General features: G+C 48.9%; 13 protein-coding genes. 3 read left to right on the top strand and 10 right to left on the bottom strand.

The features are described 5' to 3' along the window. Positions 1 to 115: 115 nt before the first annotated feature. Positions 116 to 1,006, bottom strand: a complete 891-nt coding sequence (gene znuA, locus LGV68_RS00560) for a zinc ABC transporter substrate-binding protein ZnuA (RefSeq protein WP_047458529.1) — start codon at positions 1,004 to 1,006, stop codon at positions 116 to 118. 82 nt (positions 1,007 to 1,088) lie between these two features. Here znuA and znuC point away from each other — a divergent pair, with 82 nt between their 5' ends. Then, positions 1,089 to 1,877 carry a zinc ABC transporter ATP-binding protein ZnuC gene (znuC, locus tag LGV68_RS00555; RefSeq protein WP_020331220.1) on the top strand — a complete coding sequence of 263 codons (789 nt, stop codon included), beginning with the start codon at positions 1,089 to 1,091 and terminating at the stop codon, positions 1,875 to 1,877. Beyond that, positions 1,870 to 2,652, top strand: a complete 783-nt coding sequence (gene znuB / locus LGV68_RS00550; RefSeq protein WP_252536800.1) for a zinc ABC transporter permease subunit ZnuB — start codon at positions 1,870 to 1,872, stop codon at positions 2,650 to 2,652. The genes znuC and znuB overlap by 8 nt, the downstream gene beginning before the upstream one ends. Positions 2,653 to 2,725: 73 nt before the next feature. Here znuB and sucD read toward each other — a convergent pair whose 3' ends face one another. From sucD to sdhC, 8 genes are all read right to left on the bottom strand, one after another. Next, the gene (gene sucD / locus LGV68_RS00545) at positions 2,726 to 3,598 is read right to left on the bottom strand and encodes a succinate--CoA ligase subunit alpha (RefSeq protein WP_020331217.1); all 873 of its coding nucleotides are present in this window, start codon (positions 3,596 to 3,598) and stop codon (positions 2,726 to 2,728) included. Next, positions 3,598 to 4,764 carry an ADP-forming succinate--CoA ligase subunit beta gene (sucC, locus tag LGV68_RS00540; protein ID WP_020331216.1) on the bottom strand — a complete coding sequence of 389 codons (1,167 nt, stop codon included), beginning with the start codon at positions 4,762 to 4,764 and terminating at the stop codon, positions 3,598 to 3,600. The genes sucD and sucC overlap by 1 nt, the downstream gene beginning before the upstream one ends. A 167-nt stretch (positions 4,765 to 4,931) precedes the next feature. Beyond that, complete coding sequence (gene odhB / locus LGV68_RS00535) at positions 4,932 to 6,140, bottom strand: 2-oxoglutarate dehydrogenase complex dihydrolipoyllysine-residue succinyltransferase (RefSeq protein WP_047458526.1); 1,209 nt, start codon at positions 6,138 to 6,140, stop codon at positions 4,932 to 4,934. A gap of 28 nt (positions 6,141 to 6,168) precedes the next feature. Beyond that, positions 6,169 to 8,979 carry a 2-oxoglutarate dehydrogenase E1 component gene (gene sucA, locus LGV68_RS00530; RefSeq protein ID WP_020331214.1) on the bottom strand — a complete coding sequence of 937 codons (2,811 nt, stop codon included), beginning with the start codon at positions 8,977 to 8,979 and terminating at the stop codon, positions 6,169 to 6,171. Positions 8,980 to 9,068: 89 nt separating this feature from the next. Next, positions 9,069 to 9,779, bottom strand: coding sequence for a succinate dehydrogenase iron-sulfur subunit (locus LGV68_RS00525; RefSeq protein WP_020430725.1), 711 nt, complete (start codon positions 9,777 to 9,779; stop codon positions 9,069 to 9,071). A gap of 14 nt (positions 9,780 to 9,793) precedes the next feature. Next, positions 9,794 to 11,560 (bottom strand): succinate dehydrogenase flavoprotein subunit, encoded by a 1,767-nt coding sequence (gene sdhA, locus LGV68_RS00520; RefSeq protein WP_020331212.1) that lies wholly within the window; start codon positions 11,558 to 11,560, stop codon positions 9,794 to 9,796. Next, positions 11,561 to 11,905 carry a succinate dehydrogenase, hydrophobic membrane anchor protein gene (sdhD, locus tag LGV68_RS00515; protein ID WP_020331211.1) on the bottom strand — a complete coding sequence of 115 codons (345 nt, stop codon included), beginning with the start codon at positions 11,903 to 11,905 and terminating at the stop codon, positions 11,561 to 11,563. It lies immediately after the preceding gene. Next, the gene (sdhC, locus tag LGV68_RS00510) at positions 11,899 to 12,291 is read right to left on the bottom strand and encodes a succinate dehydrogenase cytochrome b556 subunit (protein ID WP_222809153.1); all 393 of its coding nucleotides are present in this window, start codon (positions 12,289 to 12,291) and stop codon (positions 11,899 to 11,901) included. The genes sdhD and sdhC overlap by 7 nt, the downstream gene beginning before the upstream one ends. Before the next feature lie 394 nt (positions 12,292 to 12,685). Between sdhC and LGV68_RS00505 the strand changes: the two genes are divergently transcribed. Continuing rightward, positions 12,686 to 13,975, top strand: a complete 1,290-nt coding sequence (locus LGV68_RS00505) for a citrate synthase (RefSeq protein WP_020331209.1) — start codon at positions 12,686 to 12,688, stop codon at positions 13,973 to 13,975. A 77-nt stretch (positions 13,976 to 14,052) separates the two neighbouring features. On the opposite strand, the gene LGV68_RS00500 is transcribed toward LGV68_RS00505, so the two are convergent. Next, the gene (locus LGV68_RS00500) at positions 14,053 to 14,811 is read right to left on the bottom strand and encodes a Nif3-like dinuclear metal center hexameric protein (RefSeq protein WP_222749355.1); all 759 of its coding nucleotides are present in this window, start codon (positions 14,809 to 14,811) and stop codon (positions 14,053 to 14,055) included. Positions 14,812 to 14,824 lie beyond the last annotated feature (13 nt).

Here is a 14,824-nt window from a genome sequence, read left to right as displayed (position 1 = left end):
ATTATAGCGTATTCTAGCCTTTCAGCGCCGCATGTGTACTTTCGTATTCATTAAATCTTGGTTTTTCTAGCTTGGATCACAGGAACAGATCACAAAAAAACCTTTCTTCTATCCTCTACTGTGACAAGCATTGAGCGTAACTGTCACTCAGTTGGTGCAGGAACGCAAAATAGCTTCCGGCTTTCACCGGAACTTGAGTGCCGAGCGGATCCAGCACACCGATGTGCGCGTGACTGCCTCGCACAACCGTTTCAATCACAGCAGGTTGAAACTGAGGTTCTGAGAAGACACATTTTGCCTGATTCTCAGCCAGAGATTTGCGGATCGCTATCAGTGTTTTAGCACCCGGTTTGCGATCCGGGCTAACGGTAAAGTGGCCCAAATTATTCAAGCCATAACGTTGCTCGAAATAGTCATACGCATCGTGAAATACGTAGTACGGCACCGACTTAACGTCAGCAAGTTGAGTACGTATCGCGCTGTCGGTTTCATCTGCTTGCTGAAGAAAGCGCTCTAAGTTGCTCGCATATTGCTTGGCATGTTCTGGATCCGTTTCACTCAGACGCTGCGCGATCGCGGCCGCCACCTGTTTGGCTTGTTCAATTCCCAGCCAGAAGTGCGGATCATGAGTGCCATGATGATGGTGGCCATCATCATGCCCATGTTCGAGTTCTTCTGCACTGTAGGCGCGCAGATTGAGATCCGGAATACTGCTTAAGGTCAGCACGTTTGGATGACTACTCAACACTTTTTCCAGAAAAGGCTCTAAGTCCGGGCCAAACCAGATAACCAGCGAAGCCTGATGAATACGCTTTACATCTGATGGGCGAAGCGCATAATCATGCGGCGAAGCATTCGCAGACAACAACACATCAGGCTCAGACACTTCTGCCGTTAACTCATGGGTAATCATCTGAATTGGTTTTATGCTCGTGAGAATATCACTTGCCCAGGCCGAGCATGACGCGGTGACAAGTACAGTTAGTAAAGCAAATCTGGTTAGCATGATGGAGTTTTCTCAAGCTGTAGCGTTCATCGTTCCGAAATGTTACATTATAACATTACTAAAATGCAAATGAGTTCCTTTCATGTCACCGCTTATTGAATTGCAAGATATCTGTGTTGAGTTTGATCAACGCAGAGTTCTGGATAATGTCAGCTTGTCGATTGCTCGAGGCAAGATAACAACGCTGATTGGCCCCAATGGAGCGGGTAAGTCTACGCTGGTTCGTGTATTACTGGGTCTGCATAGTCAGGATTCCGGCACGATTACCCGTGCGAAAAATCTCAAAATTGGTTACGTGCCGCAGAAGCTCAAGCTTAACGATACTTTACCGCTGACGGTAAAACGTTTTTTGCAGCTTGCCGGCAAATACAGCAAGCAGGAACTTAACGATGCCCTGCGTCTGGTTGGTGCTGAACATCTGCTCAACTTCGACATGCACAAGTTATCGGGTGGTGAAAACCAACGCATTCTGATTGCGCGCGCACTGTTACAACGCCCTGATCTGCTGGTGCTCGACGAACCCGCGCAAGGCGTGGATGTGCAGGGTCAAATCGACCTGTACGATTTAATCAACACCATTCGTCTGCGTTTTGGTTGCGCGGTCTTCATGGTGTCGCACGATTTGCACCTGGTGATGGCAAAAACAGACGATGTTATCTGTCTGCATCACCATATTTGCTGTTCAGGCGCGCCCGCCGATATTACGCAGCACCCAAGTTACATCGCCCTGTTTGGTCATCGTAGTCGAGAGACGCTGGCGTTTTATCATCATCATCACGATCACCATCATCATGATCTTGCGGGTCAACCAGTCAAAGGTGACGCGCAACAATGTTCCCATCATTCACATGGTCACCATCAACATGATTGAGTTTTTGCTTCCTTCGGTGCTGGCTGGCATCGGTATTGCCTTAATTGCCGGGCCACTGGGTTCGTTTGTCGTCTGGCGCCGTATGGCCTATTTTGGCGACACGCTAGCTCACGCTTCTCTTTTAGGATTGGCATTGGGCTTTCTGCTCGACATTAACCTTTATCTGGCACTGCTGGTCTGCTGCTTGGGCTTGGCTGTTATTCTGGTCACAATGCAGCGCCAACAACTGGTGGCAACAGACACTCTGCTGGGTATTCTGGCCCACAGTTCGTTATCTCTCGGCCTGATTGCGGTGAGTTTCCTCGACAATGTCCGTATCGACCTGATGAGCTACTTGTTTGGTGACTTACTGGCGGTGAGCCCTAGCGATTTAGTGTTTATCTGGAGTGGGGTTATCGCTGTCGGTATCGCCGTCTATCTTTTTTGGTGCCCTTTGCTTTCGACCAGTGTTAACGAAGAGTTGGCACAAGTGGAAGGCATCAATACGGATTTAATGCGTCTGATTTTGATGCTGCTGATCGGTTTGGTGATTGCCGTAGGCATGAAGTTTGTCGGAGCACTGATCATGACTTCGCTGATGATTATCCCGGCTGCAACCGCTCGCCGTTTAGCTAGGACGCCAGAACAAATGGCGCTGTTTGCTTCCAGCATCGGTATTTTCTGTGTGCTGTCAGGCCTGACGCTGTCTTGGCAATTCGACACTCCGGCCGGGCCTTCGGTTGTCGTCAGCGCTACAGCGATGTTTATGCTCAGTCACTTCTTTAAACGCGCTTAACCGTCATCTCTGCTGATTCGCAGACAATAAAAAACCCGGGTTAAGCCCGGGTTTTTCTATCAAGCAGTCTTACTTACCAGCCAGTCACTTCACGCAGTGCTTTGCCGATGTCTGCCAGACTTTTTACAGTTTTCACGCCAGCTGATTCCAGCGCAGCAAATTTCTCATCTGCTGTACCTTTACCGCCAGAAATGATTGCGCCAGCGTGGCCCATGCGTTTACCTGGAGGAGCAGTTACACCTGCGATGTAAGAAACCACTGGTTTAGTTACGTTCGCTTTGATGAATGCCGCCGCTTCTTCTTCCGCAGTACCACCGATTTCGCCAATCATAACGATTGCTTCAGTTTCTGGGTCTTCCTGGAACAGTTTCAGGATATCGATGAAGTTTGAACCTGGGATTGGGTCACCACCGATACCAACACATGTTGACTGGCCAAAGCCTTCGTCAGTGGTCTGTTTCACCGCTTCGTACGTCAGAGTACCAGAGCGAGAAACGATACCTACTTTACCTTTCTTGTGAATGTGACCAGGCATGATACCGATCTTACATTCATCAGGCGTAATCACACCCGGACAGTTAGGACCGATCATGCGAACGCCGGTTTCTTCCAGCTTCACTTTCACATCGATCATATCAGTCGTAGGAATACCTTCAGTGATTGTGACGATCAGTTGAATACCTGCATCGATCGCTTCCAGAATCGCATCTTTACAGAATGGTGCCGGAACGTAGATTACCGTTGCTGTCGCGCCAGTCGCTTCTACCGCTTCTCGTACGGTATTGAATACTGGTAGGCCCAGGTGAGTTTGACCACCTTTACCAGGAGAAACGCCACCAACCATTTGCGTGCCGTAAGCGATCGCTTGCTCAGAGTGGAATGTGCCTTGACCACCGGTGAAACCTTGACAGATTACTTTGGTGTCTTTGTTAATTAGTACAGACATTATTTGCCCTCCGCAGCAGCAACAACTTTCTGAGCTGCGTCAGTTAGCGACTCAGCTGCAATGATATCCAGACCTGACTTAGCCAGTACATCGCGACCCAAGTCAGCGTTAGTACCTTCAAGACGAACAACAACTGGTACAGTTACACCGACTTCTTTTACTGCGCCGATGATACCTTCTGCGATCATGTCACAACGTACAATACCGCCGAAGATGTTAACCAATACCGCTTTCACGTTGTCATCAGACAGGATGATCTTGAATGCTTCTGCAACGCGCTCTTTCGTTGCGCCGCCGCCTACATCCAGGAAGTTTGCAGGTTTGCCGCCGTGCAGGTTAACAATGTCCATGGTACCCATTGCCAGACCAGCACCGTTGACCATACAACCAACGTTGCCATCGAGTGCTACGTAGTTCAGTTCCCACTGAGCCGCGTGCGCTTCACGAGCATCTTCTTGTGAAGGATCGTGCATTTCACGCAGTTTTGGCTGACGGTACATCGCGTTTGAGTCGATGTTAATCTTACCATCCAGACACAGTAGGTTGCCTTCTGCGGTGATCACCAGTGGGTTGATTTCCAACAGTGCCAAGTCGTATTGAGCAAACATTTGGCCCAGACCCATGAAGATTTTCACGAACTGTTTGATCTGGTCGCCTTCAAGGCCCAGTTTGAAAGCCAGTTCACGGCCTTGGTATGCCTGAGGCCCTACCAGTGGATCGATCGCTGCTTTGTGAATCAGTTCTGGCGTCTCTTCTGCCACTTTCTCGATTTCCACACCACCTTCAGTTGATGCCATGAAAACGATACGGCGAGTTGCACGGTCTACAACCGCACCTAGGTACAGTTCGTTCGCGATGTTTGATGCTTCTTCAACCAGAATTTTTGCTACAGGTTGACCGTTAGCATCTGTTTGGTATGTAACCAGGTTTTTACCCAGCCATTTTTGAGCAAACTCTTTAACACCTTCTTTGGTGTCGTGCAGTTCTACGCCGCCCGCTTTACCGCGGCCACCAGCGTGAACCTGACACTTTACAACTTTCTTAGCAGTGCTGATGCGGCCAGCAGCTTCGAAAGCTTCTTGTGGAGTATCACATGCGTAGCCTTCTGGTACAGGCAAACCGAATTCTGCAAACAGCTGTTTGGCTTGGTATTCATGCAAATTCATTGTTTTATTCCGTTTGTATATTTTTATTCCATAGAGCCCATTGAATGGCTGAGCTTTACGTATGTAGGGTTACTCTTGAGCGAGCAGCCAATTGGCCTAAACCGGGCCGGATGTTGAGCGAATCCGGCCCTTTAGCCTCAACGCTTAGTTCACTAAGCGCCTCAGCATTACACGTCTAACAGCAGACGTGTTGGATCTTCCAGCAGTTCTTTCACTGTCACCAGGAAGCCTACAGACTCACGGCCGTCAATCAGGCGGTGGTCGTAAGACAGTGCTAGGTACATCATCGGCAGAATTTCAATCTTGCCGTCAACAACCATCGCGCGATCCTGGATCTTGTGCATACCAAGAATAGCTGCTTGAGGTGGGTTGATGATTGGCGTTGACATCAGTGAGCCAAACACACCACCGTTAGTGATAGTGAAGTTACCACCAGTCAGTTCTTCAACCGTCAGTTTACCGTCGCGACCTTTGATCGCCAGATCCTTGATACCTTTTTCAATCTGAGCCATACCCAGCGTATCGGAATCTTTCAGTACCGGCGTGACCAGACCACGTGGCGTTGATACCGCGATGCTGATATCAAAGAAGTTGTGGTAGACGATGTCGCTGCCGTCGATAGACGCGTTGACTTCAGGGTAACGTTTCAGCGCTTCGGTGACCGCTTTCACGTAGAAAGACATGAAACCAAGGCGGATACCGTGTTTCTTCTCAAACACATCCTGGTACTGCTTACGCAGATCCATGATTGGCTTCATGTTCACTTCGTTGAAGGTCGTCAGCATTGCCGTGCTGTTCTTCGCTTCCAACAGACGTTCAGCAACACGTTTACGCAGACGAGTCATCGGTACGCGTTTTTCGCTGCGAGCAGCTACAGGAGCTGGCGCTGCAACTTCTTGTGCTGCCGCTGGCGCTGATTTACCAGCTGCCAGGTAAGCTTCGATGTCTTCACGAGTAATGCGACCACCAACACCCGTGCCCTTCACTTGACCCGCTTCCAGATTGTGCTCAGCCAACAGACGGCGAACCGCTGGGCTTAGTGCATCGCTGGTTTCTTCAGTCAATGTCGCTTTGTGGCGTTTGTCTGGAGAAGATTCAGTTGCGCTTGTCGTGTCAGTCGTTGGTTCACCAGCTACCGCACCAGGTTTTAGGCGAGCCAGTAGCTGTTTAGACAGTACGGTCGCGCCTTCTTCTTCCAGAATCGCTTCCAGTACACCCGCTTCCGGTGCCGGAACTTCCAGAACTACTTTGTCGGTTTCGATTTCAACGATTACTTCGTCACGTGCAACAACGTCACCTGGTTGTTTATGCCATGTCGCTACGGTTGCGTCTGCTACTGATTCAGGTAAATCTGGAACCAGAATTTCAACTGTCATATCTGTGTCTTCCTTTTAGTTCTAGTTCTTAAGCTAGGGTCAGAGCGTCTTCAACCAACGCTTTCTGTTGTTTCAAGTGTACCGACATATAACCGACTGCTGGTGAAGCAGAAGCCGGGCGGCCCGCATATTTCAGTTCTGCACCCGCTGGGATAGCGGCACGGAAATTGTGTTGGCTACAGTACCAGGCGCCTTGGTTTTGAGGCTCTTCCTGACACCAAACGTAATCAACAGCATTCGTGTATTGTGCAATCGCAGCCTGTACTTCATCCATTGGGAATGGGTACAACTGTTCAACACGGACAATCGCGACATCGTCTTGCTCGTTGCTGCGGCGTTGTTCCAGCAGGTCGTAGTAAACCTTACCTGAACAGAATACAACACGTTTCACTTTCGCCGGGTCTAGGTTATCCACTTCTGGAATCGCTGGCAGGAAGGTACCTTCAGCCAGATCTTCAAGCGTTGAAACACACAGAGGATGACGAAGCAGTGATTTTGGCGACATCACGATCAGTGGGCGACGCATCTTACGCACAACCTGACGACGCAGCATGTGGTAAACCTGCGCTGGCGTCGATGGAACGATAACTTGCATGTTTTGCTCTGCGCAAAGTTGCAGGTAACGCTCAAGACGTGCCGATGAGTGCTCTGGACCTTGACCTTCGTAACCATGAGGTAACAGCATCGTCAGGCCACACAGACGTGCCCATTTTTGCTCACCAGAAGAGATGAACTGGTCAATAACAACCTGAGCGCCGTTGGCAAAATCGCCAAACTGAGCTTCCCAAATTGTCAGACCACCTGGCTCCGCAGTCGCGTAGCCGTATTCAAATGCCAGTACTGCTTCTTCAGACAGTACAGAGTCGATCACTTCAAATGGACCCTGATTGTCATGAATGTTGCTCAGAGGGACATAAGTGCTCGCATCACTCTGATTATGCAGTACTGAATGGCGGTGGAAGAACGTACCACGGCCAGAATCCTGACCTGAAATACGAATGCGCTTGCTGTCATCAACCAGCGTCGCATATGCCAACGTTTCCGCCATACCCCAGTCAAGGAGCTTCTCGCCAGATACCATCGCAACGCGATCGTTGTAGATTTTCTCTACGCGGCTTTGTAGCTTGTGACTTTCAGGGTACTGGCACAGACGTTGGCCCAATTCTTTCAGGCGCTCAATTGGGTATTGGCTCTGCCAGTCTTCATTCCAGTCATGGCCAAGGTAAGGTGACCAGTCAACAGAATGCATCGCCATAGGACGCCACTCTTTCACCACGACTTCGCCGCGATCCAGTGCGTCACGATATTCGTTCACCAACTGAGTGGCGGTTTCGATATCGCTTTCTTGACGATCAATCAGAACATCTGCATACAACTTACGAGGGGTTGGATGCTTTTTAATTTTCTGATACATCAGAGGCTGAGTTGCGTTTGGCTCATCCGCTTCGTTGTGACCATGACGGCGGTAACAAACCAGGTCAATCACAACATCGCGTTTAAATTCGTTGCGGTAATCCAACGCCAGACGAGTAACGAAAGCCACGGCTTCCGGATCATCGGAATTAACGTGGAAAATCGGAGCCTGAACCATTTTCGCAATGTCAGTACAGTACATGGTTGAACGTGTATCGCGTGGGTTGGATGTCGTAAAGCCAACTTGGTTGTTGACAACAATACGCACTGTACCACCGACGCAGTAACCACGAGCAAGAGACATGTTGAATGTCTCAGCAACCACACCCTGACCTGCCACAGCCGAGTCACCGTGAATAGTGATAGGCAGTACTTTGCTACCGTCATCATCGCCCAAGCGATCCTGACGAGCACGTACCGAGCCCATAACTACCGGGTTAACGATTTCCAGGTGAGATGGGTTGAATGCCAGTGCTAAATGCACATCACCACCGGGAGTTGCGAAATCAGCTGAGAAGCCTTGGTGATATTTAACGTCACCCGTACCCCACGTTTCGTCGTGCTTGCCGGCAAATTCGTCAAACAGGTCTTGTGGTTTCTTACCGAGAACGTTAACCAACATGTTCAGACGACCGCGGTGAGCCATACCGATTACGACTTCACGCATACCCGTTTTACCGGCATGGCGAATCAGCTCTTTGGTCATTGGAACCATAGCGTCACCGCCTTCCAGAGAGAAGCGTTTTGCGCCTGGGAATTTCGCGCCAAGGTAGCGCTCAAGACCTTCTGCAGCAGTCAGTTCTTCGAGGAAAGTGCGTTTTTCATCTAGGGTAAAGGATGGCTGGCCTACTACTGGCTCCAGACGTTGTTGAATCCAACGTTTTTGCTCAGTGTCAGTCATGTGCATGTACTCTGCACCGATCGATCCGCAATAGATTTTATTGAGGGATTGATAGATGTCTTTCAACTTCATGGTTTCTTTGCCAATCGCAAACGAACCTACGTTGAAAGTCTCTTCCATGTCATCTTCGGTGAGATTGTGGAATGAAGGGTCCAATTCCGCCACGGTCGGGCGTTTCCACAAACCTAGAGGGTCCAATTGCGCAGCTTCGTGACCGCGGAAGCGGTACGCGTTGATAAGCTGCAGTACTTTTACTTGTTTTGCATCGACTTCAGGATCACTAACTTGGACATTGTAATGCTTTGTCTCTTGAGCGAGTCGTCGGAAGTAGTCACGGACACGTGAGTGCGGTTGTTCAACCACATTGTCGGGTTGCGCAGGCAGCCCTTCAAAAACACGTTTCCACTCCTCACTTACCAGATCGGGATCACTTAGATACAGTTCGTAGAGATCTTCTACATAAGTTGCATTGGCGCCAGCCAAGTGTGAAGACTCGAGCCATGCCTTCATCACGCCGTTGTGCATTATTTTCCCTTAACCAGTAGTTTTCACGTTTGCTTCGGTCTACGCCGAGCTATTAAAGGCAGGCCCGAAGGCCTGCAATTTTTTATCTATTAAACCGAGCGATTAACCAGCATCGACTTGATGTGACCGATAGCTTTCGTAGGGTTTAATCCTTTAGGACAAACACTTACACAATTCATGATGCCATGGCAACGAAAAACGCTAAATGCGTCATCAAGATTTGATAAGCGCTCATCTGTTGCGGTATCGCGGCTATCAATTAGCCAACGGTAAGCCGCAAGCAGACCTGCAGGACCGATAAATTTGTCTGGGTTCCACCAGAACGATGGACAAGACGTTGTACAACATGCACACATGATACATTCGTACAAGCCATCCAGATGCGCTCGTTCTTCAGGAGACTGCAGATTCTCGCGTGATGGTGGCAACGCATCATCGGCGATCAGGAACGGTTTTACTTTGGCGTAGTTGTCGTAGAACTGAGTCATGTCGACGATCAGGTCACGAACTACAGGCAGACCAGGCAGAGGACGAATCACAATTTTGCCGCCTTTCAGAGCAGACAACGGAGTGATACACGCCAGGCCGTTTTTACCGTTCATGTTCAAGCCATCCGAACCACACACACCTTCACGGCATGAGCGGCGGAACGCGATGGTAGGATCCTGCTCTTTCAGAAGAATCAGAGCGTCAAGGACCATCATATCCGAGCCTTCTTCCACTTCAAGCACATAGTCTTTCATGTAAGGCTTTTTATCTACATCCGGATTGTAGCGGTACAGAGAGAAATTCAATTTCATCGTTCAGTCCTCCCTTAGTACGTACGTACTTTTGGTGGGAATGCTTCGCGGTGAACCGGTGACATGTTAACGTCACGCTTGCTCATCTGCTCAGTTTCCGGGTTGTAGATTGAGTGGCACAGCCAGTTTGCATCGTCACGTTCAGGGAAGTCGAAACGAGCATGCGCGCCACGGCTTTCTGTACGGTAGTTCGCCGCCACAGCAGTAGAGAATGCAGTTTCCATCAGGTTGTCCAGTTCCAGACATTCCACACGTTGCGTGTTGAATTCCTGAGACTTGTCAGCCAGATGTGCATCTTTCAGACGCTCACGAATCACTCGCAGTTCTTCCAGACCAGTTGCCATTGCGTCACCTTCACGGAATACCGAGAAGCTGTTTTGCATACAGCGTTGTAGGTCTTTACGGATTTGAACCGGATCTTCGCCGCCTTTACTGTTTTCCCAGCGCATGGTACGAGCCAGAGACGCTTCGATGTCAGATGCCGTTGCAGGACGAGCCTCTGCTTGTGCAGCCAGAGTTTCACCCAGATGCAGACCTGTTGCACGACCAAATACCACCAAGTCTAACAGCGAGTTACCGCCCAGACGGTTAGCACCGTGTACAGATACTGATGCAATTTCACCACAAGCGAACAGACCTTGAACGTCTGCTTCACTGCCGTCAGCCAGTTGCTTAATTGCCTGACCAGACACTTGAGTTGGTACACCACCCATCATGTAGTGGCAGGTTGGAATTACAGGGATAGGTTCTTTCACTGGGTCAACGTGTGCGAACGTACGAGACAGTTCACAGATACCAGGCAGACGTGATTCAAGAACGTCTTTGCCCAAGTGATCCAGTTTCAGTTTGATGTGTGGACCCCATGGGCCATCACAGCCACGGCCTTCACGAATTTCAATCATCATTGAACGCGCAACCACGTCACGACCCGCCAGGTCTTTCGCGTTTGGCGCGTAACGTTCCATGAAACGCTCGCCGTCTTTATTTAGTAGGTAACCACCTTCGCCACGACAGCCTTCTGTTACCAGAACACCTGCACCTGCGATACCCGTTGGGTGGAACTGCCACATTTCCATATCTTGCATCGGAACGCCGGCACGCAGCGCCATACCGACACCGTCACCAGTGTTGATGTGCGCGTTAGTAGTTGAGGCATAGATACGGCCTGCACCGCCTGTTGCCAGTACGGTTGCTTTTGCTTTGAAGTAGCAGATTTCGCCAGTTTCCATGCAAAGCGCGGTACAACCCAGAATCGCGCCGTCTTGGTTTTTCACCAAATCCAGTGCGTACCATTCAGAGAAGATCGTGGTTTTGTGTTTTACGTTCTGTTGGTAAAGCGTATGCAGCAGAGCGTGACCAGTACGGTCAGCGGCTGCCGCAGTACGTGCAGCCTGCTCACCACCAAACTCTTTAGACTGACCACCAAATGGGCGTTGGTAAATAGTACCGTTATCGAAGCGAGAGAATGGCAGACCCATTTTCTCCAGTTCGATAACAGACTCAGGGCCATTCTTACACATGTACTCAATCGCGTTTTGGTCACCGATGTAGTCTGAACCTTTTACGGTATCGTACATGTGCCATTGCCAGTCATCTTTATGAGAGTTACCCAGAGCAACGGTGATGCCGCCCTGCGCTGACACGGTGTGCGAACGAGTAGGAAAAACTTTAGAAAGCAGAGCACAAGACAGGCCTTGCTCAGAGATTTGCAGTGCAGCACGCATGCCTGCACCACCAGCACCGATTACTACGGCGTCAAATTCACGAACTGGAATAGTCACTTACGCACCCCACAATACAAATAGGCCAGAGAAGAAGTATCCGAACAGCACTGCAACCACGACAAGCTGCAGCCCGCCACGCAGTTTTGAACACTTAACGTAGTCAGTCAGTACTTGCCACAGGCCGATCCAGCCGTGGATCAGCACGCACACTAACGCCAGCATTGTGAAGACTTTGGTAAACGTGCCACCAAAGAATTGAGTCCATGAAACGTAAGAGATATCAGTGAATGCACAGAAACTTACAATATAGATGGTGTAAAGAGTCATGATGATCGCACTGGCGCGAATTAATAGGAAATCATGAACCCCATTACGACCAAATGAGGAAACGTTCTTTACCATACCCAAACCCCCGCCAATAGAGATAGAACCGCTGTTGCACCGAAAGCAACTTTTGCACTCATTGCACCCGTGTCCAGCTCCTCAAAGTGGCCAAGGTCCATAAGTAAATGACGAATACCACCAGCAATGTGGTATGACAGCGCGGTCAGAATGCCCCACAGGATAAATTTCACGAAGAAGCCATTGACGATGTCACTCGCTTCCATGAAACCTACTGGAGAGGATAATGAGATGGATAGTAACCAAAGCAAAATACCGACCGCCACAAACGTAATAACCCCCGCCACGCGGTGAAGGATAGAAGCGATTGCTGTGATCGGAAAGCTAATGGTCTGCAGATCTAAATTAACAGGTCTTGACTTTCTTTCTTTCACGGGCTTGCTCACTCAGCTCCATTGAGCATTTATAGTTATGGATGAAATTTGGCCGCAAACCTACAAAAGTTAACATTTATTCAACAAATTCCCTGCGATTACTGGAACAAAATTGTAAAATATTTGTTAACAACAAGAATGGAAACATCACCTCACTTTTATTTCCAGCCTTGAATTTATAAGGTTTTCACCAAAATTTGCTACGCCAATATACGGCTGGCAACATTCTACAACAATTGATGTAACAATTTTTGCTACACAGAACAGATTTTTAACTTTATATGTATAAAAAATCAAAGTAAGTGCACACATCAGAGGAGAAAAATTGACTTTGATTAAGATCGGACGTACAAGAATGGCACACAAACATCCTGGACGGATTAAATAATAAACAAAGGAGATTGTTATGGCAGATAAGAAAGCGACCCTTCATATCGAAGGCAAAGCGCCAATCGAACTGCCGATTATGGACGGGACTATTGGTCCTCAAGTAATCGACGTTCGTAAATTAGGCTCAAACGGATACTTTACTTTTGACCCTGGTTTTCTTGCCACTGCATCTTGTGAATCTCAAATCACTTACATCGACGGCGCCAAAGGTGTTCTGCTACACCGCGGTTTCCCCATCGATCAATTAGCCAATAACGCCGATTACTTGGAAGTGTGTTACATCCTACTTTACGGTGAAGCCCCTAATCGCAAACAGTATGAAGAGTTTAAAAAGACTGTAACTCGTCACACTATGGTTCATGAGCAAATCGCGAGCTTCTTCCACGGTTTCCGTCGTGATGCTCACCCAATGGCTGTAATGTGTGGTGTAGTAGGTGCTCTTGCGGCCTTCTACCACGATTCACTCGACATTAATAACGACACTCACCGCGAAATCGCGGCGTATCGTCTGCTATCAAAAATGCCAACACTGGCAGCAATGTGTTACAAATACTCGGTTGGTCAACCGTTTATTTACCCTCGCAACGATCTGAGCTACGCAGAAAACTTCCTGCACATGATGTTTGCAACACCATGTGAAGAGTACGAAGTAAACCCTGTGGTTGCTCGTGCGATGGATAAGATTTTCACTCTGCACGCAGACCACGAACAGAATGCGTCAACGTCAACAGTACGTCTGGCAGGTTCGTCTGGTGCTAACCCGTTCGCATGTATCGCTGCTGGTATCGCTTCTCTGTGGGGCCCGGCGCACGGTGGTGCAAACGAAGCATGTCTACGCATGCTGGAAGAAATCGGCAGTGTCGATAAGATTCCAGAGTTCGTTGAGCGTGCTAAAGATAAAGATGATCCTTTCCGCCTGATGGGCTTTGGTCACCGCGTTTACAAAAACTACGACCCACGTGCAACCGTGATGCGTGAAGCGTGTCATGAAGTATTGAAAGAACTGAGCATTCAGGATCCACTGCTGGACGTTGCAATGGAACTGGAACGCATCGCTCTGTCTGACGACTACTTCATCGAGAAGAAACTGTACCCGAACGTAGACTTCTACTCAGGCATCATCCTGAAAGCGATCGGTATTCCGGTCTCTATGTTCACCGTTATCTTCGCGATGTCTCGTACTATCGGTTGGATTGCTCACTGGAATGAAATGCACAGTGACCCAAGCAACCGTATCGGTCGTCCTCGTCAGCTTTACACTGGTGAGAAGATGCGTGATTTCGTGCCACTTTACGAGCGCGAATAACAGCCCAGATGTTTTGTGTATAACGAAAAAGAGCGAGGGAAAACCTCGCTCTTTTTTTTATTCTGTTTTTAGCTGGATTACACCGGGTTATCGATATCGATAAACTCGACGTCAAACCCGTGCTCTGCGGCCAACCACTCCCCCAGCGCTTTCACACCATAACGTTCTGTCGCATGGTGACCTGCCGAGAAGTAATGAATGTTCAGCTCACGGGCAGAATACGTCGTACGTTCCGAAATTTCACCCGAGATAAAGGCATCCATCCCCTGCGCAGCAGCAAGTTCAATGTAATCCTGACCACCACCTGAACACCAGCCAACTTTCTTAATCAACTTGTCCTTAAGTTCAGGCGCAATATGTAAAGGTTGACGCTGCAGAGTATTTGCGATTCGCTGTGCTAAGGCTTCGCCTGTGATGGCTTGTTCAAAGCAACCAAACATCGCAACCGATTGAGGATGACCTTCTAAGCCACCTTCCACCTGAATACCCAGCAATTTAGCCAGTTGAGCGTTGTTTCCGAGTTCAGGATGAATATCGAGCGGAAGATGGTAGGCCAGCAAATTGATGTCATGTTTAATCAACTGGCGAATGCGGTCGCCTTTCATTCCACGAATGGCTTCATGTTCACCTTTCCAGAAGTAACCGTGATGGACTAACAATGCGTCAGCCTTGAGTTCGATTGCTTTGTCAATCAGTGCTTTAGAAGCCGTCACACCCGTGACAATTTTTTTAATCTCTCGTCGGCCTTCCACCTGAAGGCCATTCGGACAGTAGTCTTTAATCTGTTGCGGAGACAATGTTTCATTGAGCAATGCTTCAAGCTGCAAATTATTCATCTTCTGTTCCATT

Origin of the sequence: Vibrio sp. LQ2, from assembly GCF_023920125.1 — a bacterium.
Taxonomy (GTDB): Bacteria; Pseudomonadota; Gammaproteobacteria; order Enterobacterales; family Vibrionaceae; genus Vibrio; species Vibrio fluvialis.
Note: the sequence above shows the minus strand (reverse complement) of the source record. Positions and strands in the feature narration are given on the sequence as shown.

Bases quoted from the DNA above. Each gene is read 5' to 3' on its own strand.
- sdhD (WP_020331211.1), bottom strand. From the start codon at position 11,905: ATGGTAAAGAACGTTTCCTCATTTGGTCGTAATGGGGTTCATGATTTC.
- znuA (WP_047458529.1), bottom strand. From the start codon at position 1,006: ATGCTAACCAGATTTGCTTTACTAACTGTACTTGTCACCGCGTCATGC.
- LGV68_RS00525 (WP_020430725.1), bottom strand. From the start codon at position 9,779: ATGAAATTGAATTTCTCTCTGTACCGCTACAATCCGGATGTAGATAAA.
- odhB (WP_047458526.1), bottom strand. From the start codon at position 6,140: ATGACAGTTGAAATTCTGGTTCCAGATTTACCTGAATCAGTAGCAGAC.
- LGV68_RS00500 (WP_222749355.1), bottom strand. From the start codon at position 14,811: ATGAATAATTTGCAGCTTGAAGCATTGCTCAATGAAACATTGTCTCCG.
- znuC (WP_020331220.1), top strand. From the start codon at position 1,089: ATGTCACCGCTTATTGAATTGCAAGATATCTGTGTTGAGTTTGATCAA.
- LGV68_RS00505 (WP_020331209.1), top strand. From the start codon at position 12,686: ATGGCAGATAAGAAAGCGACCCTTCATATCGAAGGCAAAGCGCCAATC.
- sucA (WP_020331214.1), bottom strand. From the start codon at position 8,979: ATGCACAACGGCGTGATGAAGGCATGGCTCGAGTCTTCACACTTGGCT.
- znuB (WP_252536800.1), top strand. From the start codon at position 1,870: ATGATTGAGTTTTTGCTTCCTTCGGTGCTGGCTGGCATCGGTATTGCC.
- sucC (WP_020331216.1), bottom strand. From the start codon at position 4,764: ATGAATTTGCATGAATACCAAGCCAAACAGCTGTTTGCAGAATTCGGT.
- sucD (WP_020331217.1), bottom strand. From the start codon at position 3,598: ATGTCTGTACTAATTAACAAAGACACCAAAGTAATCTGTCAAGGTTTC.